This is a genomic window from Paenibacillus sp. 01T47 (assembly GCF_056398245.1).
Genome location: NZ_JBFTPA010000003.1, coordinates 272,952 through 299,052 on the forward strand (window position 1 = coordinate 272,952; position 26,101 = coordinate 299,052).

Below are 26,101 nucleotides of genomic sequence, written 5' to 3' on the forward strand. Positions count from 1 at the left end.
TTGGTACTTGTGTAGCTTATAGTCGCCCACGTTCGCAGTTCTTTGTTATTTCCTTCCGTACAGTATTGCTAAAGTTGCGTCGTTAGACGGCTCGTTCGTTTATATTGTGACCAATTGAGCATCATTTATGTATGAAACAACGGTTCAGTTCGTGCATCAAAGTCGTGATTCGGCTATAATAGGAAGGCGAGAGGAGTGTTAATTGTTGGACACTAAAATTTTGAAGACACTTGAATATCCTAAAATCATACATAGATTGTCTCAGCATGCAGCAACATCGCTTGGGAAAACCATTGCTGAGTCGCTGCAGCCGGTTTCGGATCTGGAATCGGTAAAGCAGATTTTGCAAATTACCGACGAGGCCTACACAGCTGATCGTCTTAAAGGCAGTGCGCCATTTGGGGGAATTGTGGACATCTCAGCGCCGCTTCACCGTGCCCGTATAGGCGGTACCCTTAATCCGGCTGAGCTTCTGGATATTGCGAATACCGCACGGGGCGGTAGACGTGTAAAACGGCATCTCAGCGTTTTGCATGAAGATAATCCCATTCCAATGCTGCACCATATTGCAGATCAAATAAGTGAGCATAAGTCGCTTGAGGATGCGATTTTTGATTGCATCGATGACCAAGCGGAAGTGATGGATAGCGCTAGTGCTGAACTGGCCTCTATCCGGCGCGAGCTTAGAAATGGCGAATCACGGATTCGTGAGAAAATGGATCAAATGGTCCGTTCCTCGTCCGTTCAAAAAATGCTGCAGGACGCCATCGTAACACTTCGCAACGATAGATATGTTATTCCAGTGAAACAGGAATACCGTTCTCACTTTGGCGGAATCGTGCACGATCAGTCTGGTTCTGGCGCAACATTGTTTATTGAACCGGAAGCCATTGTTGCGATGAACAATAAGCTTCGAGAGCTAAAGGCAGGCGAGCTGCGGGAAATTGAGAAAATTTTGCAGAAGCTAACTGCTTTGGCATCCGATTATGTAGAAGATCTTATTTATAACTTGGATTTGCTTGGCCAAATCGATTTTGCTTTTGCAAAGGCTCGGCTTGCTCATCTCATGAAGGCTACACAGCCGCGGATGAATGACCGAGGTTTTCTGAAAATAAAACGTGGACGCCATCCGCTAATTGCTCCTGAGCAGGTTGTTCCACTCGATGTGGAGCTTGGCAATCAATACACATCCATCATTGTAACGGGACCGAATACAGGCGGTAAAACGGTTTCCTTGAAAACGATCGGACTGCTTAGCCTTATGGCCATGTCAGGATTGTTTGTACCTGCTGAGGATGGCAGCCAGCTTTGTGTATTTGATGCTATCTATGCCGATATCGGTGATGAGCAAAGTATTGAGCAAAGCCTCAGTACGTTTTCCAGCCATCTCAAAAACATCATTCGCATTTTAGGCTCCATGACATCAAAGAGCTTAGTGCTGCTTGATGAGCTTGGTGCTGGTACAGATCCAGCTGAAGGCTCGGCGCTTGCGATTGCTATATTGGAGCATGTTCATGCTATGGAAAGCCGTATTGTAGCAACTACGCATTACAGCGAGCTGAAAGCTTATGCTTACAATCGCAAGGGTGTTATTAACGCCAGCATGGAGTTTGATGTTGCTACCTTAAGTCCTACATACCGTCTGCTTGTGGGTGTTCCTGGACGAAGCAATGCATTTGCTATCGCTGAGCGTTTAGGACTTGCTCGTTCGATTATTGAGCATGCAAGAGGAGAAGTAAGCGAAGAGGATCAACGAGTTGAAAATATGATAGCCTCCCTTGAAGAGAACCGGTTAGGCGCTGAAACAGAACGTCAAACGGCAGAGTCGCTCCGCCGTGAGATGGAGACGCTGCGCGCGCGCCATGAGGCAGAGAGTTTGCGCTTTGAAGAGCAGAAAGAAAAGCTGATGCAGAAGGCGCAAGATGAGGCTCGCGAGGCTGTCCTCAAAGCCAAACGCGAGGCAGAACAAATTATTGCGGATTTGCGCAAGCTTGCAATGGAGGAGGGTGCCTCCGTCAAGGAGCATAAGCTCATTGAGGCACGCCGCAAGCTTGATGAAGCGGCTCCCGAGCTTCAGAAATCGAAGCGGGGAGCTTCCAAGACAGCAACGAAGCAGGTTAAGATTGAAGCTGGCGACGAAGTAACCGTTTATAGCTTAAATCAGAAGGGCACGGTTGTGGAAATTCATGGTTCCGATGCTACAGTGCAGCTGGGCATTATGAAGATGAAGGTTGCGCTGGATGATTTGGAGCTGCGAAGCTCTGGAGCTGCCGCTAGTAAGACACAACAGCCGAAGCAAGCAGCCAGCTTGCAGCGCACCAGAGAAGAAAATATTAAGATGGAGCTCGATCTTCGCGGAGAAAATCTGGAAGAAGCAATCCTTGAGGTTGACCGTTTTCTTGATGAGGCCTTTTTATCAGGCTTAGCTCAGGTTGCTATTATTCATGGTAAAGGCACTGGTGTGCTTCGTACTGGAATACAGCAATATTTGCGTAGACACAGCCATGCGAAGAGCTTTCGACTCGGCAATTATGGCGAGGGCGGCGTTGGCGTGACGGTTGTGGAGCTTAAATAGCTCCTAGCCATTGCGCAATCGAATACGGCAGATGATGGAGGGGTCTTGTAAATGAGTAATGAAGTCGATCAGTTGCTGAGCAATCCGTATGCTGCTTCACTTGTTTATGTATCGGTTGCGGTGCTGTCTCTCATCGTTTTTTTATCGTGCTTTGAGCTCGTAACCAAATATAAATGCTGGACGGAGATAAAAAAGGGAAACGTTGCTGTTGCTATGGCGACAAGCGGTAAAATATTCGGTATTTGTAACATTTTCAGGTTTTCCATCGAGTCCAACGATTCGGTGTATCAAAGCCTTATTTGGGGTGCGTTCGGTTTCGTCATACTTATGGCAGCATATTTTTTATTCGAATTTCTAACGCCTGTTTTTCGAATCGATGACGAAATCGCTCGTGATAACCGTGCGGTAGGGCTTATTGCAATGATCATTTCTGTATCTTTATCTTACGTGATTGGTGCAACTGTCATTATATAAACGGGGTGAAACCATATGAAATATTTATGGAGAATACTAGCGGTTGTCGCTGTTTTGTTTTTTGTTTTCGGTATCGTATATTTAATGAATCATTAGAGGGGAAGTTATGAGCATGGATGAGCATTTGATATGTCCTTGGTGTTTAACGGAAATTGTATGGGATGAAGAAATTGGGCCGGAATCGCATTGTCCGCATTGCGACAATGAATTAAGCGCATATCGTACGATAGAGCTTGGTTATGATGAGGATGAAGTGGAAGCTGATGAGCATGAAAAAGCTGTTCAGGCGCTAAAAATCAATGATGCTCGCAGAGCAGCAAAGCAAAATGGCGAGGAACCTGAAGACGATTGGTCAGACGATGAACTGGAGGAAGAAGCGGAAGAAGACGATTCCGATGATCCGAACCATAAACGTTGGCTAGCTCAGGGTGAAGGTTTCCGCAATGCTGACAGTGCACGATTTGCTGTGGAAGAAACGGTTCAGCGTGTGCTTGATGATCAGGATGAAGTACCTGAATGCCCGGCATGTCGGGCGTATATGATCGAAGCAGGCGTACAGACAATTGATGGGCAGCAATTCGAGTCTAGAATCGCTCCATCTTTAGGAAAAGCGGTGCTCGAAACTCCTTTTCAATTGACCTTGTACGTTTGTCCCGTTTGCTATCAAACCTCGTCCTTGCTGAGTTCAGGCGACCGCGAGCAAATGATCAATCGTCTAACACCGGAAGAATAACAAACAACTGGCAATAATGGACGGGCATGGGCTGCATCCAAAAAGGGAATCTTACAAAACGTAATTCTGATACGTAAAGGGCTAGACATGTGAATGCATGAACTGGCCTGCGGCAGGAGGAATCGTTTTGGCAAAAACCTTAAATGGACAAGCAGCCCTTTTACTTATTGTGCAGGCGCTTTACGGTATTGCGAACGCGCTGTCTGGGACGTTTGTTCCCGTATACTTATGGAAAGCAAGCCAATCTTATATGTTGATCGGTTGGTTCACTATGGGTCAATATGTAATGAGTGGTTTAACCTTTTGGGTTGTTGGGAAATGGGTAAAAGAGCATAACAAAATGAATAGTTTGCGCATAGGCATTATTTTGTCAGGCGTGTTTTATTGTTCAGTACTGCTGCTGGGTACACAAGCGAAAGTATATTATTTGCCGCTTGGCCTTTTAAATGGGATGGCACTCGGTTTTTTTTGGGTCGCATTTAATGTAGTTTATTTCGAAGTGACAGATCCAGATAATCGGGATCGTTTCAATGGCTGGTCGGGGCTGCTTGGTTCTGCGGCAGGTATCGTGGCGCCGTGGGTATCAGGCTTGCTTATCACGTCGATGCAAGGAGAAAAGGGATATAGGCTTATTTTCACCCTTTCATTAATCATATTTTCTATAAGTGTAGTGCTCAGCTTTTGGCTTAAAAAACGCCATGGTCAAGGCCGCTATAATTGGAAGCATGGCTTCCAGCAGCTGATGCAAAAAGGAAATCCGTGGCGTCGCATGTTTCCAGCTATTGCAGCGCAGGGCGTGCGAGAAGGCGTATTTATGTTTCTTGTTGGCCTTACGGTATACGTAGCTACGCAAAACGAAAGCAAGCTAGGAACGTATTCACTCATTACATCCTTAGTTGCTTTAATCAGCTTCTGGATTGTTGGCAAAAAGCTCAAAAAAAACAATCGCAAATGGGCGATGCTCATAGGCGTTATCATGATTGGAATCGTTATATTGCCGCTGTTCTGGAAGGTCTCTTATGCTACATTGCTTATGTTCGGAATCGGAACATCACTGTTTATGCCGCTTTATATTATACCTATGACCTCAAGAGTATTTGACCTCATTGGCCAGTCCGAGGAAAGTGCGCGGGAACGAGAGGAATTTATCGTCCTTCGTGAAGCGGGATTAGTTTTTGGCAGGATTATCGGCTTATCGTCATATTTAATCGTTTTGCCGCTGAATCATTCTGCTGTCGCCATTACTTGGCTCTTGTTTGCGGTTGGCATCGTGCCGATTGCTGGTTGGTGGTTCATGAAGCCGTTTCTTACAGAGCAGCAAGCACAAACCTAAATAGAAAGGAAGTGAAGGAATGCCGAAAGTAGTTGCAGACATTACGCAATTAATTGGGAATACGCCTGTCGTAAGGCTAAACCGTCTTCCAGAGGAAGGCAGCGCCGAAGTATGCGTTAAGCTGGAACGCTTCAACCCAAGCGGCAGCGTAAAGGATCGCGCAGCCTTCTCTCTTATTAATGATGCCGAGAAGCGCGGTTTGATTAAGCCTGGTGATACCATTATTGAACCAACTAGCGGCAATACAGGCATAGGCCTAGCCATGAACGCAGCAGCTAGAGGCTACAACATAATATTAGTTATGCCGGACAACATGACTGCTGAGCGGATTAAACTGCTGCAAGCATACGGAGCGGAAGTTGTGCTTACGCCTGCTGCTGAACGCATGCCGGGAGCCATTCGAAAAGCGGAGGAGCTTCGGGCTGAGCGCCCGGGCAGCTACATACCGAATCAATTCGAGAATCATGCGAATCCGCAGATTCACCGAATGACGACTGCGATAGAAATTATCGAGCAAACAGATGGCAAGCTAGACGCTTTCGTTGCTACCGCAGGTACAGGCGGCACGATCACAGGAACAGGTGAAGCGCTAAAGGAAGTGCTCCCTCATTTGTATGTAGCGGTAGTAGAGCCGCAAGGGTCACCGGTGTTGTCAGGAGGAAAGCCAGGTCCGCATAAGCTTGTCGGTACTAGTCCTGGTTTCGTGCCCGCTATTCTTAATACATCGATTTATGATGAAATCATTCAAGTTTCAGATGAGCATGCTCTAACGACAATGAGAGCGTTAGCGACGCAAGAGGGTTTGCTGCTAGGACCTTCCTCAGGCGCTTCGGTATGGGCAGCGATGCAAATTGCAAAACGTCTTGGTGCTGGGAAGCGAGTGCTGTGCATTGCTCCAGATACTGGAGAGCGGTATATGAGCATGGATATTTTTTGATCAGCATACGGGAGTGGTTTATAACCATTCCCGTAATGATTGCTGCAATATATTGCGTCTTTCATCAATATAGTTATGAATAAAGGCTGGTTCTGCTAAAAAGGTGTCATAGCTCGCCTTTCGCGTATAATCGCTGCGAATAGCCGGAGATAACTGTGCATGCATCTGCGAAATGACGGGTTCCAGCTTCTCCACAGTAAATGCGGATAACAGCAGTTTCTTTATGATCGCTCTATATTTTCGTCTGCACGATGGGAATGTAAATAGCTTCTCTGTCAGCGTATTGTAGCCCTGAAGACGGACGAGATCGCTGCCGCAAGGCTTTCCGTAACAGTTTCTCCCCCAGGTTCCCTCGTAATCCCATGGAATGATTCGATATTTCCCACTTTTGCTATGCTCATAAAGCGCATAGTTTTGATCAAATCCATCGTAATTTCCTGTCAATACAGCTCCGGCAAGCCATAATAAATATTGTGATACATCAAGGCGTTTGGCATGATGTTCATACAGTTTACTGCCAGACAAACGATTGATATTTCGAACGAACGATACGAGCCTCTTTTTTGTCCCCGTCTTTCCCAGCTTCAATTCATAACCATCAAATAACGAAGCTTTCGTACCTTTAGAGACAGGGTCGGTTAAGCTGAAGTCGGCACTGTCATTGACGGCATAGAGAAGAGAACGGCAGCCAATGCCCCTTTTTTCGAAAAAAAGTTGATCTACCGCTTCGATTTCCAAATAAACGCCTCGAGGCACGTCATTTATTATGAGCCAGAAGTGGTTGGTTTGAGGGGATGGCACACCAATTTTATTGAAAAAGTAAAAGGAAAGTGCGTTCCGCATCATGGATGGATCGTCATATTCCGCATTCCAATGAAATGTTTTGCCATTTTCAAGCCGAACTTCATAAGATTTTTTGGAATAATTACGTGTATGTCCTCCCCGCAGGCCAAACTCTGCAGTATAGGTTTGTCCCTCCATCTCGAGCTGTGCCGGTTTGAAGGAACGCCCCCAAGCATCGCTTTGTATCTCTTGGAAATCAGAAGCATTCATGCGTATGGAACGTGTCGGCAAGACTTCAGCAACCATCTAACCATCTCCCGAAGCAAAAGATAAAGCCTACCGTTGCACGATAGGCGTTTTGATCTTAATACTCTATTCAGCTAATGCCCAGATGGTCACGATTATTTGGTCATGAATGTTTTCAATCCTAATGATCACAATGGAAAGCTTCCATATCTGAACCAGTAGAGTTCAAAATCTATAATTATACTACTCTATTATTTATAGGGGAATTGCTCAATCTCTCATAAATAGATAGCAATCTAGTACCACTTCCATACGGTATACATATTAATATATTACATTTCGTAACTCATGATAGATGGAGTGAATGGGAAAAGGAGGATGCAAAGCAACAGAGTAATGAATGGGAAGTGAATAGGTCGTAAGGGCGTATTTGAAGACAGTCTTAGAACAACAAACTATGAAATTATCGGAGGGATTTTTTTATGAGTCTATGGTATAACAATGGTTATTCAGCTGGTCAATCTGTTGCTAGTTATAACAATAGCCACAAAAGCAACAAGAGTGGAAACAAGGATCATAACTTTCTTCAAAGCTTGGTAGGAAAAAACGTAAAAGTTAATCGCGGCGGACCGGACTCACTTCAAGGCAAGCTCCACTCTGTAAAAAGCGACTATCTTGTTTTAAACACAAATGAAGGTGTCGTTTATATCGCAGACAGCCATGTTAAGAGTGTTACTGAGGGAGGTGCCAGCAATTCAAGCGGAGGCAACAAAAGTGGATCTGGCAACAGAAGCGGAAGTCGCAGCACAGAAGTTATTCGTGCAAACAATTTCAATGGTGTTATTCGTGCAATGAATCAAACCTTTGTACAGCTTAATTCCGGCGGACCTGAGAAAGTTGAAGGTTTCATTGCTCAAGCAGGCAGCAACTCAATCCTGCTCGTTTCCGGTAAAGAAGCTATGCAAATCCAGAACTTCCACATCAAATCAATTAAAGCAGCGGGAAGCAACAAATCTGGCGGAAACAACAATAACAAAAACAACAATAACAGCAAAAACGAAAACAAAAGCAACAGCAAAAACGAAAACAAAAGCGACAGCAAAAACAACAATAAAAACAAAACACAAGGCAATCGCAGCGGTGGAAAAAGCAATGCAAATGCGGCTGCCGTAAAAACAACTCGCAGTTCAGTAAAAAAATCATAATGGCCTGTCGGGCAAAAGGTAGAGCTTTTGCCCGATTACGCGATCTATCCGGATGAAAGGAGGTTAATTGCATGAAAAACCGTCATCCGCTGTTGGATAAGCAGGTCGAATTGGAGATTTCAGGGAAAGTAGCGCCTATACGAGGTAAATTGATCGAGTTTGGTCAGGATATATTAGTGCTGCATAATGGAACACAATTTTTGTATATCCCGCTTATTCATCTGCAGCAGCTTCGTCTTTCAACTCGTAAAGAAGAAGCAGAAGAAATATATGAAGTACCGGAAATGCCTTTCGAGCCTTATAATGAGCCCGTCTCGTACCGAAAAATATTAATGAATGCGAAAGGTATGTTCTCTGAGATTTATATTACAGGTAATCAGTCTATTCATGGTTATTTGACCACCGTTATGAATGATTTTTTCGTCTTCTATTCTCCCGTTTATCATACGGTGATCATCTCTCTCCACCATATGAAATATTTAATTCCGTACAGTCCTAACGTAACACCATACACGTTAACACCGGAACAATTCCCTCTAAAGCCATCCCCGCTAACCCTTGCAAGAACTTTTGATCAACAGCTTCGTAAATTAATCGGCGAATTCGTCGTGCTTGATCTCGGCGAGAATTCAAATAAAATCGGCGTTCTGAAAAATGTCGATCAAAGCATGATTGAGCTTGCGACTGTAAGTGGAAACCCCGTTTTTTTACATTTTGATCATGTGAAGACGGTTCATATTCCGTAGGAAAGAAGACTATGCTCTTAGCCAGTAGACGGCTTAAGCATAGTTTTTTTTGTTCTCTTTAAATAAAAGATTGACAGGATGCATTTAGATACATAGATCTGGAAACATTATCTTTGGAAGGAAGTGACAAGATTATGAAAGTGAAACCATTTGGGATTTTACCCTCTATGTTAATGATGGTTTTGTCTGTTGGACTTGTAAATCATGTTCTGGTTGTACCGCTGCTGCTTGATGCTGCTAAGCGCGATGCATGGATTTCTGTTATTTTTGGCCTTGTAATCGTCCTTCCTTGGGTTTTGTTTCCTTTTTATGGAATATTAAAGCGAATGGATGGAACTCCGTTTGATCAATGGCTCATACAGCTTATGCCGCGGTTTTTGGCTTGGATAATTATTAGTATTTTTCTGCTGGTACAGCTGAGTATTGCTTTTGAATCACTTATTATTACAGCTTCGTGGACTGCGACAACCTATTTGCCCAATACGCCCTCCATGGTGGTTTGTACTGTTTTTTTAGGTCTTTGTATGTTTGCATCAGTCTCAGGGCTGCGGACCATTGCTTATGTTAGCTGTATATTATTGCCGATCGTTGTACTGTTAGGCGATTTTGTCATGTCTGCGAACATGCCTCACAAGGATTATCACTATTTGCTGCCTATGCTCGAGAATGGGATGAGCCCGGTCATGAAAGGCATTTATTATGTGTTGACTTCGTCTTGCGAGTTTTTTGGGTTCATGTTCATCCAGCATCATATCCATGGAAAATTTAAAAGATGGCATTTCATCGTGCTTGTTTTGTTCTTATCGCTGCTGACACTTGGTCCGGTAATGGGCGCGATTGTAGAATTCGGCCCTGTTGAAGCTGATAAAATGCGGTACCCTGCTTTTTCGCAATGGAGACTGGTCTCCATCGGGAAATATTTTGAGCATGTTGATTTTTTTGCAATTTTTCAGTGGATGTCAGGCGCACTTATTCGTCTATCGATATCCATTCACATTTTGTCAGAATTTTGGCCGCTGCGCCGTTTAAAACAGAAGTGGATATCACCTACTGTGCTCGGCGTGATCATTTTGGTCATCTCGGGCGCTGGCATCAAAAATATGCTTCAGGTAAGGACGGCATTACATGCTGCATTTCAGTACACCGGCATTGTCGTCATGCTCTTAACGATCGTAATTTGGATCGTGTCTATGTTTAGAAAAAAACAGGGTGATAAAAAAAGAACAGCCATTATCGGCTCGGAGGAGGCAGAGCAGTTATGATTCATGACGAGCATAATAGTGAGATCGATCAAAACGATATTTCGTTGGATCAGTTAAAACACATATTGAAGGATTGTCATGATGTTATTGAATATAATCTGACACTCGACGTTGACGGTCCAATGGAAGTGACATTGATTTATTGCGATGGATTAATCGACAACCAACAATTGCAGCTAGGCTTATTGCCGTTATTGGAGAAATGGGCGGAGCAATTCAGAACGGTGCCAGACGCAGATACAGGTGAAAAACATAAGCCCAGCATGTTATTTAGTAAAATTCAGTCTGGGGATCTTGACAGCAACGTATTTGCCCGCCTATTTGCAGGCAGTGTCATATTGTCCTTTGCTAAATTCGAAGGATTGTTTGAATTTGACATCGCTAATCAGCCTGGAAGGACACCAGAGGAGTCGGTGCTTGAAGTATCGATTCGAGGACCGCGCGACGGGTTCGTCGAACAGCTTTCAACGAATGTTGCATTAGTCCGCATGAGGCTAAAAACACCAGATATGCATGTAGAGTATCGAAAAATCGGCTCCGAGTCCTTAACGGAGGTCGCTTTGCTTCATATGGAGGGCAAGGCCGATCCCAAGCTTGTTAAAGAAGCTAGAAGGAGACTGGACAATATCGATATTCCGGCTCTAGTAGGAGGAAGTCAACTGGAGGAGCTTTTATCCGACCGCCGCTTATCTTTATTTCCACTCGTTGAATTTGTAGGACGGCCTGATTATGTCGTTCAATCCTTGCTGCAAGGCAAGGTAGCAATATTGCTCCATGGGTCGCCATCTGCACTTATTGCTCCAGGAAACTTATTGCTGCTCATCAAATCACCAGAGGACGCACATTTACCCTTTTATTATGTTTCATTAGAACGTTTGTTAAGGCTCGTAGGACTCGTATTAGCTATTTGTTTGCCAGGTTTTTGGATAGCGCTGTCAGCATTCAACACGGATCAGATTCCATTTACGCTGCTAGCAACCGTTACGATGTCGCGAATCGGATTGCCGCTGTCGGCAACGATGGAAATGTTTCTGATGCTGACCATGTTCGAGCTGTTCAGGGAAGCCGGTGTAAGACTTCCAAGGGCAGTAGGCCAAACCGTTTCTGTTGTAGGCGGATTGATCGTTGGAGATGCAGCCATCCGTGCGGGCATGACATCGCCAACGATGCTCGTAATGGCCGCGGTAACGGCGGTATCAACCTTTACTCTCGTGAATCAGTCATTAAGCGGCTCCGTAAGCATCATCCGTTACCTTGTCCTTATCTGCTCATCTGTGCTGGGCATTTTCGGTTTTTTTGTCGGCTCCTTTGCGGTACTTATCTATTTGTGCACGTTAGAATCATTTGGACGCTCTTACTTATACCCGGTTGCACCTATGCGCTTAAAAGAGCTGCTGCCAGCGCTTATACAAATGCCATGGAAGCTTAAGAGTACGAGGAGGAATAAATGATGCTCTTTGCATGGATTACAAAGCAGGGAACACAGCTTAGAAAGTGTGCGGCACTGGCAGGCATCGTGTTTATGTCGTTGCTGCTGCAAGGCTGCTGGGATGAAGTTAACTTGGCGGATGTGAGCTATATATCCGCATTTGGCATCGACTATAAGGACGGACAATACGATATTTATGCCCAAACGATTAAATTTGGCCTAATTGCAAAAACAGAATCGCTTCAGCCTGATCCAAATCCGGTTTGGATCGGAAAAGGGTCGGGAGATACCGTATTGCTAGCTCTAAATGACTTGGCTCGCTCTGGCCAAACGATTTTGAGCTTGGAGCATTTAAAAACCGTGATCGTACAGGAGAGAGCGATGAGCAAAATCGCTGACATCATGGACGGGGTGAATCGTCAGCGGGCATCGCGGTATACGTCGTTGCTTTTCGGAACCAAAGCTCCGATTGAAAAAATTTTTACTAGCGATACTTTTTTTGATCAATCACCGCTTAACAGCATTATGTATATGCCGGGCCCTCTCGACAGCCAGAGAAGCTTCATTCGTCCTTATTCCTTGCAGCTGGCGGTACAGACGCTGAATGAACCCTCCATGGTCACTACTCTCCCTGCTTTGAATGCAAATGAAGAATACTGGAAAAGAAAGAAACAACCGCTGCAAATCCAGTTAATCGAAGGGATATTTATATTTAAAGATCTTAAATATCTCGGTTATCTTACGGAGCCTGAAGCCACAGGGCTAAGATGGGCAGATCCTGAATTCAAGCATTTTCTGCTCAAAGCGCAAGGGGAAAAAGGGAAAGCGGCAATCGCTGTCGTTTCATCCAGAGGGAGTGTGGATGTGAGTTTTAAAGGTGACAAGCCCATTTTCACATTAAAGATGCGAGTAGACGGGAATGTCGCAGAAATGGATGGCGTTATACAGGAACATGAAATTGTTTCGTCAGTTAAAGCGCGGATTAAGCAGGAGATGGAAGATACGTTCCGCAAGGGGCTGGAGAAGAAAGTTAGTTTCTTTCAACTGGAGCATCATCTGTACCGTTACCATCAAGCTTATTGGCAGCAAGCATGCAAAAGTAAGGAGTGGCTGCCAAAGCCCGATCAGTTAATTATAGAGGTGGATTTCCAATTAATTCACACCGGCAATTTCGATTTAAATATTGACACATAAATAAAGGAAATTTAGCTCATAATACGTTTGGCACGAAATAAATGGATCAAATCGTAATTTTGGACCAAGTTTAGAGGAGGATGATTAAATGATGCAGCCAATGACGGCAAAAGAGCTGGAGTACATTGCAGACTCTATGTCCAACGAGGATTTATTAATTAAGCAATGTGCAACGCTTGTTGCTACCGGTACTACACCAGCGCTTAGAAATTTATGCTCACAAATGATTCAAACCCATCAGCAGCACTATGATTCTTTGCTGCATGCGATTTCGCACCATCAGCAAATGGCTCCAACACAGCCTCAACAATAAGAAGGATTTTAAAAGAAGATTAGGAGGTCAATCATAATGCAGCAACAACAAAAGCAATCGATATTGACTGAGGAAGATTTGGCAGGCACGATCCTTAGCGATTTGAAAAGAGTTGTTCGTGAATATGCAACAGCAGCAACAGAGTCTACTTGTCCTGATATTCGCCAGCTGTTTACGAAATTGACAGACAGCACGTTGGCACTGCAAGGCCAGCTGTTTACGGCGATGCAGCAAGCGAATATGTACAATACATCCTCGCCTGCGCTGCGTCAGGAGCTGGACAAGCAGGCTAAGCAATATCAGCAAACCAAACAAAAAACGAGCCAGTTTTTACAGCAAAACCTTGGGCAACAGCAAAACCAAACGATGTATACGCCGCAAATGCAGCAGTCCGGCCAATATCAACAAGGCTCACAAACGCATTACATGTAAAGACCCCTTTGGGGTCTTTCCTTTTTATAAGGAATAGCAAGCAGAAGCAGCTTTTACATATCATGCTAATATTTCTCCGCGAGAAGTGCTGAAGCCGCCAAAATAAAGGCTTCAGCCTTTTATGCTTTGATTGCGCGAGAAACAAAAACGTTGTAAAATATTCTTTATAATTGCAGTTGTACTGGAAGGAGTTATACAATGACCGAATTACAGTTGAAAGTGCTTGAACTGCTTCAGGAGGATGCGCGCAGAGATGCAGATTTGATCGCAACCATGTTAGCCGTAACAACCGAGGAAGTAAAGCAAGCCATCGCCGAGCTAGAGAAAGACCATATTATCGTGAAGTATGCGACAGTCGTAAACTGGAGCAAGATTGACGACCAGAAGGTAACTGCACTTATTGAGGTACAAATTACACCAGAACGCGGTCGCGGTTTCGAAGGAATCGCTGAGCGCATTTATTTATATCCAGAAGTAAAATCCGTCTACCTGATGTCGGGAGCATACGATTTGCTCGTTGAGGTTGAAGGAAAAACGTTGAAAGAGGTCGCCTCTTTTGTATCGAATAAACTATCGCCTATTGACGCGGTATTATCGACAAAAACATTTTTTATTTTGAAAAAATACAAACAAGACGGCATTATCTTCGAGGAGCATGAAGGTGATCATCGGTTGATGGTTTCGCCGTGAAAAAAGGGTGATGGCAATGATTAAAGATGAAGAGAAACAACCCTCCACACCTTTGCAGCGTCAATCGATGGCTGATTATTTGTCACCGCTCGTTCGGGGCATCAAACCGTCGGGAATCCGTCGGTTTTTTGATTTGGTCAGTACGCGCAAGGATGTTATTACATTAGGAGTAGGGGAACCGGACTTTGTGACGCCATGGCATGTTCGGGAAGCTGCTGTATATGCGCTTGAAATGGGGAAAACGCAATACACGTCAAATGCAGGTATGCCAGAGCTTCGCGAAGCCATTGGGCAGTACTTAAATGATCAATTTGCCGTAACTTACAACCCTGCGAATGAAATTTTAGTAACCGTTGGCGGCAGTGAAGCCATTGATCTTGCCCTTCGTGCGTTTATTTCGCCAGGTGATGAAATCTTAATTCCTGAGCCATGTTATATTTCCTATTCACCAATAACCGCGCTTACCGGAGGAAAACCTGTCGGTATTGAAACGTTTGCTAAGGATGAATTTAAGCTGAAGGCAGAGTCGCTTCAAGCCGTTATAACGCCGAAATCAAAAGTACTTATTTTATGTTATCCAAGTAACCCTACTGGCGGAACTATGACCTATGAGGACTGGCTGCCTATTGCAAAGCTAGTGGAAGAGAATGATCTTATTGTTATTTCCGATGAGATTTATGCGGAGCTTACTTACGGCTCGAAGCATGTAAGCTTTGCTGCAATGCCGGGGATGAAGGATCGTACCATTCTTGTGAGCGGCTTCTCGAAAGCTTTCGCGATGACAGGCTGGCGGATGGGTTATGCTTGCGGCCATCCTGATCTTATTGCAGCAATGCTAAAAATTCACCAGTATACCGTTATGTGCGCGCCGATTATGGCACAGTATGCAGCGCTTGAAGCACTTCAACATGGCTTAGAAGAGAAGGACCGCATGGTGGAGGCTTATAATCAGCGCCGGCGTCTTGTCGTAAAAGGATTCAGGGAAATCGGACTCGATTGCCATGAGCCGCAGGGTGCATTTTATGCATTCCCATCGATCGTATCGACTGGCTTATCAAGTGAGGAGTTTGCGCAGCGTCTGCTCGACGAAGCGAATGTTGCAGCTGTTCCGGGAGATGTATTCGGTCTCGGAGGCGAAGGCCATCTTCGCTGCTCCTATGCAACTTCTGTCACGAATCTGACCGAAGCGCTTGATCGAATTGGCGGCTTTGTACATCGCTTGAAGCAAGAAGGCTAATCTAGCGCCTTTAATAAACAGCAGGTCAGGAGCTTATCCGACCTGCTGTTTGCATGAATAGAGAGTAATGGATGAAAAAAGGAGGCAAGGCCGATGAAACTATACACAAGAACGGGCGATAGCGGTCAGACATCTTTAATTGGCGGCCGCGTGCGCAAGGATGATGTTCGTGTTGAGGCATATGGTACCATTGACGAATTGAATTGTTTTGTAGGGCAGGCAGCGGCGGAAGCTGCCAAACACGAAGAGCTGGCAGAAATGGCAGCTTGGCTCGTTGATATTCAGCAGGAATTGTTTGACTGCGGCTCAGATCTTGCTTACGCCGTTGAAGGCGCGCCTCTAAAAATATCAGCAGAGCCGTCTAAACGTCTGGAAGAATGGATTGACCAATATACAGCAGAGGCGCCGGAAATCACGAGGTTTATTTTGCCGGGAGGAAGCTCTGTTTCTGCAGTTCTGCATGTATGCCGAACGGTATGCCGTCGGGCAGAGCGCCGCGTTGTAACGCTTGCAGCGGAGCATCCGATTAATGCCGATGTACAAACGTATTTGAATCGATTGTCCGATTTTTTCTTCGCCGCTGCTAGAGTTGCAAATGCGAAGCTTGGCGTATCAGATACGGAATATGTACGCAGCGCAGAAGTATTTCGGAAGCCTAAAAAATGATGGATAGACTTGAATTATTATATTATCGGCCGTTGGTGGCTGCGGTTAGTGAGGCAGAGCATGGAATGACCGTCCGGCGGGTGCTGGAGCGTCAACTGGGCGTATCACGCAAGCTGCTCTCGCAAGTAAAGCAAACGGAGCATGGACTGACTGTTAACGAGATTCGTGCCTATACAACAGCTCCCGTTGCAGCGGGCGATATCATTCGCGTACGCATGGAGAGGGAAATTTCCGGAGATATTTTGCCGCAACCTATTCCGGTACAGATCGTATTCGAGGATGAGGATCTGCTTATCGTAAATAAACCAGCCGGTATGATCGTCCATCCGACCCATGGACATTACACGGGGACGCTTGCTAATGGTATCGTCTACCATTGGCAAGAGGCGGGAGAGAAGGTGCGTTTCCGTCCCGTCCACCGCCTTGATGAAGAAACATCCGGACTTGTTGCTATTGCAAAAACCTCATATGTACATCAACAGCTTTCGGAGCAAATGCAGGCAAACGGTATTTTAAAGCTGTACCGTGCTTATGTTTATGGCTGCCCTGAGCCAGCTGCGGGAGTGGTTGATGCGCCGATTGACCGTGACCCAGACCAGCCGCATGTTCGCATCGTCACGCCAGAGGGTTATCCGTCTATTACGCACTATGAGACGATTGCACATTATGAATCTACTTCGGACAAGCCTGCCGCAGCGGCAGTGCGCTTAAAGCTCGAAACGGGACGGACGCATCAAATTCGCGTTCATATGAAGCATATCGGCTGCCCGCTTATCGGAGATAAAATGTATGGTACTCAGCAAGGTGTGGAGGAAGAGTGGGAGGACGCAGTCGGTCGTCAAGCACTCCATGCCGAGATACTGGGCTTTACCCATCCAATTACAAAAAAATGGATGGAATGGCGTGCGGATTTGCCGCCTGAGCTTGAACGATTAGAACGGAGTCTATCAAAATAAATGGGACTAGTCAGCCCAATGCTGGAGGAAACAAGAGGATGACGAAACAAAAGGAACTAACTATCATTCAATATCCAAAATGCGGTACATGCCGCTCAGCGCTTAAATCGCTGCAAAATAAGGGCAACGATGTCGTATCCAGAAATATTGTTGAGCAAACACCTACAGCTGCGGAGCTGAAGGAGATTGTCAAAAACAGCGGTCTGGAGCTGAAAAAGTTTTTTAACACATCTGGAGATGTGTACAGGGAGCTTGGTTTGAAGGACAAGCTGGCTGACATGTCTGAAGATGAGAAATATGACTTGCTTGCTTCGAACGGCATGCTGATTAAACGGCCTATCGTGACGGATGGCAAGACGGTTACTGTTGGATATAAGGAAGAACAATACGAACAAGTTTGGAACAATGGAAAAGGGTGAATGGACGTATGTCACAAACCAAATGGCGTTCCAATAGGCTGTCGCAGCTAGGATCATCCATATTTGCAGAAGTTGCAGCGTGGAAGCGGTCAGCTGTGGAAAGCGGTCTTGATATTATTGATCTTGGCATCGGAAATCCGGATCAGCCGCCTTCGCCCGCCGTTAGACAGGCGCTTAGTGAAGCGGCATTGCGCAGTGATATGTACTCGTATCCAGCAATTAAAAGCGGCTTGCCATTTCGAGAGCATGCAGCGAAATGGATGAAGCATCGATTTAACGTGGAGCTGGATGCTGGAGACGAGATCGTAACACTGCTTGGCTCACAAGACGGTCTTGCCCATCTTGCCATGGCGCTTTGTGATCCTGGCGATATCGTTTTGCTGCCTAATCCGGGGTATCCGATTTATGCTGCATCATTAGCGCTCGCGGGAGTCGAATCTGTATTGATGCCGCTGCGCGAGGAGAATGGCTTTATGCCTGATCTGGAGGCAATACCGGATTCGGAATGGGACCAGGCAACGTTTATTTTGCTCAATTACCCGAACAACCCGATTTCTGCTATAGCGGACATCTCCTTTTTTGAGCGATTGATTGATAAAGCAAAGCGTCATAACGTATTGGTCGTTCATGATCTTGCATACTCCGAAATGGGATTTGAAGGCTGTGAGCCGCCTAGCATTCTTGAGGTACCAGGTGCAATCGACCATGCGGTTGAATTCCATTCTTTGTCCAAAAGCTTCAACATGGCTGGCTGCAGAATTGGTTTTTTGGCTGGAAATAGAGCAGCAGTCGCCGCTCTCCGCGAGCTGAAAGCGAATATTGACTACGGCGTGTTTGATCCTATTCAAGAGGCAGGAATTGTTGCACTTCAGGAAGCGATAGCAAATGTAGAGAAGCCAAAGGCAGGAAAGCTTTATGAGCAGCGGCGTAATACATTCCTTGAAGCGCTTCGAGCAGAAGGATGGGATATTGCGGCACCTCGGGCAACAATGTTCGTTTGGGCGCAGCTTCCTCCTATGCAGTGGTCGCTTAGCGAGCCGTGGACGTCCAGGCGAATTTCCCAGGAAATGCTTCGTCAAACAGGCGTTGTCGTTGTGCCTGGGGAAGCTTTTGGCTCCGAGGGTGAAGGTTATGTAAGAATAGCGCTGGTTGAAAGCGAAGAACGGTTGAAGGAAGCTGCGGGGCGGATTGGAAAATTTATTCGTGGGCAATAAATATTAATAATGGTTTTATATGTTTGAGAGGGGTTTTATAACGATGAGTGAACAACGTTTACTTTTGGTTGATGGGATGGCAATCTTATTTCGGGCTTATTTCGCTACTTCATTCGGAGGAAGCGTTCGTAAAACAAGTGCAGGCGTACCTGTTAATGCAGTACATGGTTTTGTTCGGTATTTCATGGATGCAATCAATACGTTTAATCCAACACATGTCGTATGCTGCTGGGATATGGGAAGCACGACATTTCGTACGGAGCAGTATGATGGTTACAAATCCAATCGTCCGTCTGCGCCAGAGGATCTAATTCCTCAGTTTGATCTTGTGAAAGAAGTTGTTGCCAGCTTCGGTGTACCGAATATTGGGATCGCAGGATATGAGGCGGATGACTGCATTGGAACACTTGCTGCTGCACTTAAGGATCAAGCGCAAATTTTTGTTGTGACGGGTGACCATGATATGCTTCAGCTGGTGGACGACCGGGTATCGGTTGCGATCATGAAGAAGGGCATCGGGAACTACATGGTGTATACGCCGGAAACGCTAATGGAAGAACGCCAACTTACGCCTATTCAAATTATCGACATCAAAGGGTTAATGGGAGATACAGCGGACAATTATCCAGGCGTGAAAGGTATCGGAGAAAAAACAGCACATAAGCTTATTCAAGAGCATGGTTCAATCGAGGGCTTGCTTGCTAATTTGGAGGCGGTATCCAAAACTATCCGAGTGAAAATTGAAGCGGATCTTGATATGCTGCATCTATCCCGTGATTTAGCGACAATTCGCTGTGATGTGCCAGTATCCGCAGAGCTTGATGGCTGCTGCTGGGCGTATGAACGCGAAACCGTATTGCTCAAATTTGAAGAGCTGGAATTTAAAAGCTTGATTTCGCTTATTGGATAAATGAAAAGGATCTCCTCTTACGGTTATATACCGTAGTGAGGAGATCTTTTTTTATTGACGTTCATAAAAATGGGTAATTATAGTTGGATGAACGAGAAAGGAATAAATAGTACATGAAATAAAAAAGTTTGTGCATGGACAGTAGGAAGTGCGAGTCAAGAAGGGCAGCAAAAAAGGTTGAACATGGCTTCGTCTTGTTCAGCCTTGTTTTGCGTGTTTTGTGAAGGCTTGTGCAACTAAATTTTATATCTTTTTTGAAAAATCGTATAAATCTAGCTCTTTCAAGTAAGGGTTGTTAGTGATTAAGCTCATTATTGTATCAAGGGTATTTGTCCCCTTTGGCACTTTTTCATGCCTACTGTACAATATCCATCTGAGGCATGCGATCGCTTCAAAAAGCTGAACGTCATTTTGTGAAATTGGATTTGTTTTTAGATAAGCAGTACGAAATGCAGAAGCATTCTGTTCAGACACATAAATGCTCTTTAAAACGAACGACCATGCAAAATCATACCTTATGTCGCCTAACTGCCCATTGGTCCAATCAATGACGGTATACTTTCCATTATTTTCGAGTATATTTGCTAAATGAAAATCACCGTGTATCAATTGTTCTTGATTCATCTCTGTCATACTCAAAAAATGTGTTAATGCGAGCAATAAATCGGGATGTTCTTTTATGGCAGAATAAAAGTAGTCGATGAAGTCATACTTTGGAAGCTGTACATGTAAGAGCTCTTCCACTGGAGTTTGATGGATACTTGCTAGTAGGAGCGCAAGATCGGACATTTTCTTTTTATTTACTTTCTTAACGGCTGCTCCGTCAAACGATGTGAACAATACCTTTTCGCCATTAGCGTTCATCCCCCAGCCAATAGGCTTCGACACGGATAATTCACGGTCAAAGAGTGCATTCAATAAATGAAACTGGAAACTAACATCAGGTCTGGAGTCCTTGTTCCATATTTTTAATACATAGCTTGTTTGCTCCAAAGTGACCTTTACCACCTCAGCTTCAAAACCTTGATCCATTGTAGAAATGGCTAAGTTATCTTCTTGTTGCAATAGATGATCGATAAGGTCATTTTTCGCTATCCAGTCTATCGATTTAAGCGAATATATCATAAATAATCTCCCTTTCAATAAATATTTACAACTTCTGCTTTTGCAAAAATTGTACATCTTTGCTGCTTCTTTGCATATAAAAAAATGGAATGCTATTGACCTGTTCTCATTAAAGAACTAAAATATACATATTGTCTGTTATAAAGTGTTAGTTTGTGTTGATTTTGTTCAGCTTTACGTTTAGATCTAAACTGGCCGAAGGAGAATATTATGATTGGGGAACGGATTAAAAGTCTACGGGAAAAAAAGGGCTACTCGATCACGAAGCTTGCTGACCTAGCGGGCGTATCCAAGTCCTACTTGAGCTACATTGAACGCAATATGCAGAATAACCCATCTCTTCAGGTAATGGCAAAAATAGCAGCTCCACTAGACTCAAACATTGAATATTTACTCGGAGAAGAGCATTTACCAAAGATTCATATGGATGAAACGTTGGATGAGGAATGGCGAGTCATTATTAAAAATGCGGTTGATGAAGGTATGAGCAAGGGTGATTTCCAAGCACTAAAAGACTTGATCCGTTCAAATATGTGGAAGGAAAGCAGAACGGAGACGAATGTCTACTCTGCTGACAAAAAGAAATCATCAAATATTATTATTCTTCATATCGATAACTGACTTTGAATAAAAAGTCGGGAAAGTGTATTGACATGTTCTATATAAAGAACTAATATTGTGTTATTGTTCTTTATAACAAACATAGTAAGCAGGTGTGCAAATGGAAGGTAAACGGCTGGAGGATTCACAAGCATTGCATCATGATCAAGACAGAGTAAAGATTAAAGAAATAAATCTCAAAGCGTTATTTCTCACGGTAAAAAAACGTCTGTGGATAGTCATGGTCATTACTATTCTCTTTACAGTCGCTGCAGGCTTCTTTAATTCAAAGCCTGAAACGCCAATGTATGTATCAAACACGCGGATGATCGTGGCTGCTTCCTCGGATATGATGGGCACAGTGAGGGTATTGTTCAGAGAGCCAATCGTTTTGGATCAGGTAATTGAGAAGCTCGGTCTTAATCTTTCGGCAGCAGCATTACGAAGCCAAATTAGAGTAGACAGTGTAGATGCCTCGCTTGTTACCGTAGTTTCTGTTATGGATACCGATCCAAGGCTTGCAGCTGAGATCGCGAATACAGCAGTGGAAACCTACAGGCAAGTAGCATCGGAAGTGCTTGGAATTACGAGCATCAGATTGTTGACGAAGGCAGAAGAAAATCCTTTCCCGATTAATGAAAAAAGCAATCGTATCGTGTACATTGCCTTCTTGCTTGGCATGATTTTGAGCGTAGGGTTAGTATTCCTGCTAGATTCACTCGATGATTCTATCAAATCAGAACGAGAAGTGGAAGAGCTGCTCGGCCTAACGATGCTTGGTCAAGTTAATAAAATTAAACGAAAAGATTATGCTAGCAGTCGTTTGAAAAAACAAAAAAGCATTTCTGTAAGAGGTGAGACGATTGGTTCGTGAGCGGCAAAAGGTATCAAAGTCTTATGTAAACAAAAGCTTACTCGCTTATATTAATCCGCATGGCATCGTTTCGGAACAATATCGAACCATTCGCAACAATATTCATTATGCAGCGAGCGGCAGCAAGGTGCGTTCTTTACTGGTCACTTCGCCCTCAGAGGGTGAAGGGAAATCGACAGCGGCAGTCAACTTAGCAGTCTGTATGGCACAACGTGGCGATAGAGTGCTGATCATCGACGCAAATTTTCGCAATCCAATCATAAACAAAATCTTTAATGTACAAACCTCGCCAGGCTTGTCGAATGTTTTAGGGCAGCAGCTCGAAATTCGTGAAGCGATTTATAATACGGAGGTCGAAGGACTCGATATTTTGCCAAGCGGGCAGCGCCTCTATAATTCGACAGAACTGCTCGATTCACAGCTGATGGTAGATGTAATGGCATTTGCAGATGAGCATTATGACATGGTTCTGCTGGATTGCCCGCCGGTTCTTGGCGTTCCGGATACGAATGCGCTGGTAAATAAATGTGACGGCGTACTCTTGCTTTTAAAACATGGGAAAACACAGCAGGAGCATGCACTGGAAGCGAAACGTGCACTGTTGTTTGCAAAAGCTAATATATTGGGTGTCATACTAAATAAGTAGAGCGTTTGATGATATCAATCGGATAGCGCTTTTTTTACGGACTATTGTTCTTTATAAAGCACATTAAGTGTTTGTAAAGGCAATTTCATTCGGTAATGTCTCCTCACCGTTATCAATGGAGGCACTCGGCCATACTGTGGGTTGCAAAAAAACCTTAGACGCGAGTCGTCAAGAGTGTGGTGTGAGGCGGGGTTCGATGCCCCTGGACTCGATTTTAGAGTCTTTAACTAAATGGTTTTGTAAAAAGCCTTTTAGTTAAACACTCTAAGAGTGTAACAGAGATATTAAGCTTGATTCTCTTAAGCCAATAATTTCGTTTGTTTTTTCTATATCTGAAGAAAGGGTGAATGTTCTTTGACGTATCGACAAAGATTGTCTTTATTGATTTTAATCGACTCCATTATCGTTTTTACCGCCATTTTTTTTAGCAGGTTGTTGCTAAGTGCTTCACTTGATGTGGTGACTGCACCCATTGTAATTAGTTCAATTACTTTGCTATTAAGCCATCATTTCTTTTCCTTCTACTACAATTTGTATAAGAAGGCATGGGAATATGCGAGTGTAGGGGAGCTATTGATTATTACAAAGGCCGTTTCCTTCTCGATCTTTGCAGCAGCGATTATTCAGCAAATTGTGATGCAGGATGTGTTTTTCAGGCTGCTGGCCGTGACCTGGATGATTCATATGCTGTTAATCGGAGGATCAAGGCTATGCTGGAGAATTTTCCGTGGCAGCTACCAGAAAAATGCTGGATTGCGTAAAAGCACGTTAATTGTTGGTGCTGGCTCTGCGGGTACGATGCTTGCCCGTCAGCTCCTTAGCAACAATGAAATGGAGCTATTGCCAACTGCGTTCATAGATGACGATGTAAACAAACATAATCTAGATATTATGGGCATTCCGGTGTTGGGCGGGGTTGAAAGCATTGCGAAGGTGGCGCTTGATTATGAGATTAACAATATCGTTATTGCGATACCCTCACTGAGCAAAAAACAGCTTAACACGATTTTTAGCGAATGCGCTAAAACAAAAGCAAAAACACAAATCATTCCTATGCTTGAGGATTTGGCTACCGGCAGAGTGTCGGTTAGTCAATTTCGTGATGTTCAGGTTGAGGATTTATTAGGGCGTGAGCCTGTAGAGCTCGATATTGAGAGTATTTCAGGTTACGTCACTCAGAAGGTCGTTATGGTAACAGGCGCTGGGGGCTCGATTGGATCTGAGGTGTGCAGGCAGGTTTCGAGGTTTTTACCGGAGAAGCTTATTTTGCTTGGACATGGAGAGAACAGCATCTATTCCATTGAGATGGAGCTGAAAGAGCTTTACGGACATACAAAAATAGAATTTGTGACAGAAATCGCCGATATGCAAGATGCAAATAAAATGCTGGCCGTTATGCAAGCTCATCGTCCGCAGGTCGTTTATCATGCAGCAGCACATAAGCATGTTCCACTGATGGAGAGAAATCCAGAGGAAGCGTTCAAAAATAACGTAATGGGAACCTTGAATGCGGCACGAGCAGCCAGCCAAGCTCGCGTGGATACGTTTGTCATGGTATCGACCGATAAGGCGGTTAATCCAACCAGCGTTATGGGTGCGACAAAAAGGATTGCAGAGATGGTCATTCAGCATATGGACCGGTTCAGCAATACCAAATTTGTAGCGGTAAGATTCGGCAATGTTTTGGGCAGCCGCGGCAGCGTTATTCCGCTGTTCAAGAAGCAAATAGAGAAGGGAGGACCCGTAACGGTTACACATCCGGACATGGTTCGCTATTTTATGACCATTCCTGAAGCTTCAAGGTTAGTCATTCAAGCTGGTGCACTTGCCAGAGGCGGTGAAATCTTTGTCCTCGATATGGGTGATCCGGTTAACATTACCGATCTTGCACAAAATGTCATTCGGATGTCGGGGTACTCGGTCGAGGAAATCGGCATTGAGTACACAGGAATTCGCCCAGGCGAGAAGCTATTCGAAGAAATGCTTAAGGATGATGAAATCAATGAAAAGCAGGTTTATCCAAAAATCTACATAGGCAAATCATCCGAGATTTATTTTGAACATATTGAAGAAATCATTGCCCTGCACGGGGGAATGAGCAAAGCAGAATTGCGAACAAGGCTGCTGGATCTAGCGAATAATGTCGTAGAGCTTCCTGGATTTGCATCAGTAACAGGTTAAAAAAAGAAGGAGTTGCATAAAAGTTATGAAGGTTAGAAAAGCGATAATACCAGCTGCTGGTCTGGGTACAAGGTTTCTCCCAGCAACAAAAGCGATGCCAAAAGAAATGCTGCCAATCGTCGATAAGCCAACTATTCAATATATTGTGGAAGAAGCGATTGAATCAGGCATCGAGGACATTATTATTGTAACGGGTAAAGGAAAACGGGCAATCGAGGATCATTTTGATAACTCACTTGAGCTGGAGCAAATTTTGACTGCCAAACATAAATACGATTTATTAAGTGAAGTGCGCAAATCAGCGGATATGGTGGACATTCATTATATTCGGCAAAAGGAGCCGAAGGGGCTTGGGCACGCCATATGGTGCGCTCGCAAATTTATTGGCGATGAGCCGTTTGCCGTACTGCTTGGGGATGATATTATCTCAGCGGAGAAGCCTTGTATCAAGCAGATGATCGAAAAATATGATGAGTATCATACTTCGATTATCGGCGTGCAGCGTGTGGCGGATGAAGCCGTATCTCGCTACGGAATTGTAGATGGCACTCTTATGGAAGAATCCTTCCACCGGGTTAGACATTTGGTCGAGAAGCCGTCCAAGGAGCTGGCGCCATCGAATATGGCGATTATGGGCAGGTATATTTTGAACCCGGCGATCTTCGACATTCTCGGCAATCAATCGCCTGGAGCGGGCGGTGAAATACAACTGACCGATGCGATCGCTGCTTTAAACCTAATGGAAGCCGTATACGCTTATGAATTCGAAGGCAAGCGTCATGATGTTGGCGAGAAAATGGGCTTTATCCAGACGACAATTGAATTTGCTCTTCAGCGTGAGGATTTGCGTTATGAGCTATTAAACTATTTATCGCAAATGGTTGAAAGAGAATCTGCTAGAAAATAATTCTAGTATAGGAT

Annotated in this window: 26 protein-coding genes; 24 read left to right on the top strand and 2 right to left on the bottom strand. The window is 44.5% G+C overall.

What is annotated here, in order from left to right:
- Positions 1–205: 205 nt before the first annotated feature.
- The 5 genes from AC1DOV_RS08595 (at position 206) to cysK (ending at position 6,052) form a co-directional block, all read left to right on the top strand.
- Positions 206–2,575, top strand: coding sequence for an endonuclease MutS2 (locus AC1DOV_RS08595; protein WP_477549707.1), 2,370 nt, complete (start codon positions 206–208; stop codon positions 2,573–2,575).
- A 51-nt stretch (positions 2,576–2,626) separates the two neighbouring features.
- Complete coding sequence (locus tag AC1DOV_RS08600; RefSeq protein ID WP_076267890.1) at positions 2,627–3,049, top strand: DUF350 domain-containing protein; 423 nt, start codon at positions 2,627–2,629, stop codon at positions 3,047–3,049.
- 112 nt (positions 3,050–3,161) lie between these two features.
- Positions 3,162–3,782, top strand: coding sequence for a hypothetical protein (locus AC1DOV_RS08605; RefSeq protein WP_477549708.1), 621 nt, complete (start codon positions 3,162–3,164; stop codon positions 3,780–3,782).
- A gap of 127 nt (positions 3,783–3,909) precedes the next feature.
- The gene (locus tag AC1DOV_RS08610; RefSeq protein WP_339207698.1) at positions 3,910–5,115 is read left to right on the top strand and encodes an MFS transporter; all 1,206 of its coding nucleotides are present in this window, start codon (positions 3,910–3,912) and stop codon (positions 5,113–5,115) included.
- Positions 5,116–5,134: 19 nt separating this feature from the next.
- Positions 5,135–6,052 carry a cysteine synthase A gene (cysK, locus tag AC1DOV_RS08615; protein WP_339207699.1) on the top strand — a complete coding sequence of 306 codons (918 nt, stop codon included), beginning with the start codon at positions 5,135–5,137 and terminating at the stop codon, positions 6,050–6,052.
- Between the two features lie 18 nt (positions 6,053–6,070).
- Here cysK and AC1DOV_RS08620 read toward each other — a convergent pair whose 3' ends face one another.
- Positions 6,071–7,141 (bottom strand): CotH kinase family protein, encoded by a 1,071-nt coding sequence (locus AC1DOV_RS08620; protein WP_477549709.1) that lies wholly within the window; start codon positions 7,139–7,141, stop codon positions 6,071–6,073.
- A gap of 422 nt (positions 7,142–7,563) precedes the next feature.
- Here AC1DOV_RS08620 and AC1DOV_RS08625 point away from each other — a divergent pair, with 422 nt between their 5' ends.
- The 14 genes from AC1DOV_RS08625 (at position 7,564) to AC1DOV_RS08690 (ending at position 19,754) form a co-directional block, all read left to right on the top strand.
- Positions 7,564–8,286, top strand: coding sequence for a DUF6897 domain-containing protein (locus AC1DOV_RS08625; RefSeq protein WP_477509349.1), 723 nt, complete (start codon positions 7,564–7,566; stop codon positions 8,284–8,286).
- 71 nt (positions 8,287–8,357) lie between these two features.
- The gene (locus tag AC1DOV_RS08630; RefSeq protein WP_441879009.1) at positions 8,358–9,032 is read left to right on the top strand and encodes a DUF2642 domain-containing protein; all 675 of its coding nucleotides are present in this window, start codon (positions 8,358–8,360) and stop codon (positions 9,030–9,032) included.
- 134 nt (positions 9,033–9,166) lie between these two features.
- Positions 9,167–10,294 (top strand): GerAB/ArcD/ProY family transporter, encoded by a 1,128-nt coding sequence (locus AC1DOV_RS08635; RefSeq protein ID WP_477509348.1) that lies wholly within the window; start codon positions 9,167–9,169, stop codon positions 10,292–10,294.
- Positions 10,291–11,745 (top strand): spore germination protein, encoded by a 1,455-nt coding sequence (locus AC1DOV_RS08640; RefSeq protein WP_477509347.1) that lies wholly within the window; start codon positions 10,291–10,293, stop codon positions 11,743–11,745. The genes AC1DOV_RS08635 and AC1DOV_RS08640 overlap by 4 nt, the downstream gene beginning before the upstream one ends.
- On the top strand, positions 11,742–12,917 hold the full coding sequence (locus tag AC1DOV_RS08645; RefSeq protein ID WP_477509346.1) for a Ger(x)C family spore germination protein: 1,176 nt from the start codon (positions 11,742–11,744) through the stop codon (positions 12,915–12,917). The genes AC1DOV_RS08640 and AC1DOV_RS08645 overlap by 4 nt, the downstream gene beginning before the upstream one ends.
- Positions 12,918–13,005: 88 nt before the next feature.
- On the top strand, positions 13,006–13,230 hold the full coding sequence (locus AC1DOV_RS08650; RefSeq protein WP_339207707.1) for a hypothetical protein: 225 nt from the start codon (positions 13,006–13,008) through the stop codon (positions 13,228–13,230).
- Positions 13,231–13,266: 36 nt separating this feature from the next.
- Complete coding sequence (locus tag AC1DOV_RS08655; protein ID WP_339207709.1) at positions 13,267–13,662, top strand: spore coat protein; 396 nt, start codon at positions 13,267–13,269, stop codon at positions 13,660–13,662.
- 198 nt (positions 13,663–13,860) lie between these two features.
- Positions 13,861–14,352 (top strand): Lrp/AsnC family transcriptional regulator, encoded by a 492-nt coding sequence (locus tag AC1DOV_RS08660; RefSeq protein WP_076267879.1) that lies wholly within the window; start codon positions 13,861–13,863, stop codon positions 14,350–14,352.
- Between the two features lie 16 nt (positions 14,353–14,368).
- The gene (locus AC1DOV_RS08665; RefSeq protein WP_430057616.1) at positions 14,369–15,589 is read left to right on the top strand and encodes an aminotransferase class I/II-fold pyridoxal phosphate-dependent enzyme; all 1,221 of its coding nucleotides are present in this window, start codon (positions 14,369–14,371) and stop codon (positions 15,587–15,589) included.
- 93 nt (positions 15,590–15,682) lie between these two features.
- On the top strand, positions 15,683–16,255 hold the full coding sequence (locus AC1DOV_RS08670) for a cob(I)yrinic acid a,c-diamide adenosyltransferase (protein ID WP_441908963.1): 573 nt from the start codon (positions 15,683–15,685) through the stop codon (positions 16,253–16,255).
- Positions 16,252–17,211: an RluA family pseudouridine synthase gene (locus tag AC1DOV_RS08675; RefSeq protein ID WP_477549710.1), complete on the top strand. Its 960-nt coding sequence runs from the start codon at positions 16,252–16,254 to the stop codon at positions 17,209–17,211. The genes AC1DOV_RS08670 and AC1DOV_RS08675 overlap by 4 nt, the downstream gene beginning before the upstream one ends.
- A 38-nt stretch (positions 17,212–17,249) precedes the next feature.
- The gene (locus tag AC1DOV_RS08680; RefSeq protein WP_076267876.1) at positions 17,250–17,630 is read left to right on the top strand and encodes an arsenate reductase family protein; all 381 of its coding nucleotides are present in this window, start codon (positions 17,250–17,252) and stop codon (positions 17,628–17,630) included.
- A gap of 8 nt (positions 17,631–17,638) precedes the next feature.
- Positions 17,639–18,844 carry an aminotransferase class I/II-fold pyridoxal phosphate-dependent enzyme gene (locus AC1DOV_RS08685; RefSeq protein WP_477509343.1) on the top strand — a complete coding sequence of 402 codons (1,206 nt, stop codon included), beginning with the start codon at positions 17,639–17,641 and terminating at the stop codon, positions 18,842–18,844.
- A gap of 43 nt (positions 18,845–18,887) precedes the next feature.
- A complete protein-coding gene (locus AC1DOV_RS08690) occupies positions 18,888–19,754 on the top strand; it encodes a 5'-3' exonuclease (RefSeq protein ID WP_430057621.1) in 867 nt (288 codons plus the stop codon).
- A gap of 243 nt (positions 19,755–19,997) precedes the next feature.
- On the opposite strand, the gene AC1DOV_RS08695 is transcribed toward AC1DOV_RS08690, so the two are convergent.
- On the bottom strand, positions 19,998–20,879 hold the full coding sequence (locus tag AC1DOV_RS08695) for a phosphotransferase enzyme family protein (protein ID WP_477549711.1): 882 nt from the start codon (positions 20,877–20,879) through the stop codon (positions 19,998–20,000).
- A gap of 210 nt (positions 20,880–21,089) precedes the next feature.
- Here AC1DOV_RS08695 and AC1DOV_RS08700 point away from each other — a divergent pair, with 210 nt between their 5' ends.
- From AC1DOV_RS08700 to galU, 5 genes are all read left to right on the top strand, one after another.
- Positions 21,090–21,500 (top strand): helix-turn-helix domain-containing protein, encoded by a 411-nt coding sequence (locus AC1DOV_RS08700; protein WP_076267870.1) that lies wholly within the window; start codon positions 21,090–21,092, stop codon positions 21,498–21,500.
- Between the two features lie 100 nt (positions 21,501–21,600).
- Positions 21,601–22,353 (top strand): YveK family protein, encoded by a 753-nt coding sequence (locus AC1DOV_RS08705; protein ID WP_477549712.1) that lies wholly within the window; start codon positions 21,601–21,603, stop codon positions 22,351–22,353.
- Positions 22,343–22,999, top strand: a complete 657-nt coding sequence (locus AC1DOV_RS08710; RefSeq protein ID WP_477549713.1) for a CpsD/CapB family tyrosine-protein kinase — start codon at positions 22,343–22,345, stop codon at positions 22,997–22,999. Before AC1DOV_RS08705 ends, AC1DOV_RS08710 begins: the two co-directional genes overlap by 11 nt.
- A gap of 354 nt (positions 23,000–23,353) precedes the next feature.
- A complete protein-coding gene (locus tag AC1DOV_RS08715) occupies positions 23,354–25,180 on the top strand; it encodes a polysaccharide biosynthesis protein (protein ID WP_477549714.1) in 1,827 nt (608 codons plus the stop codon).
- A gap of 25 nt (positions 25,181–25,205) precedes the next feature.
- The gene (galU, locus tag AC1DOV_RS08720; RefSeq protein WP_076267867.1) at positions 25,206–26,087 is read left to right on the top strand and encodes a UTP--glucose-1-phosphate uridylyltransferase GalU; all 882 of its coding nucleotides are present in this window, start codon (positions 25,206–25,208) and stop codon (positions 26,085–26,087) included.
- Positions 26,088–26,101: the final 14 nt, after the last annotated feature.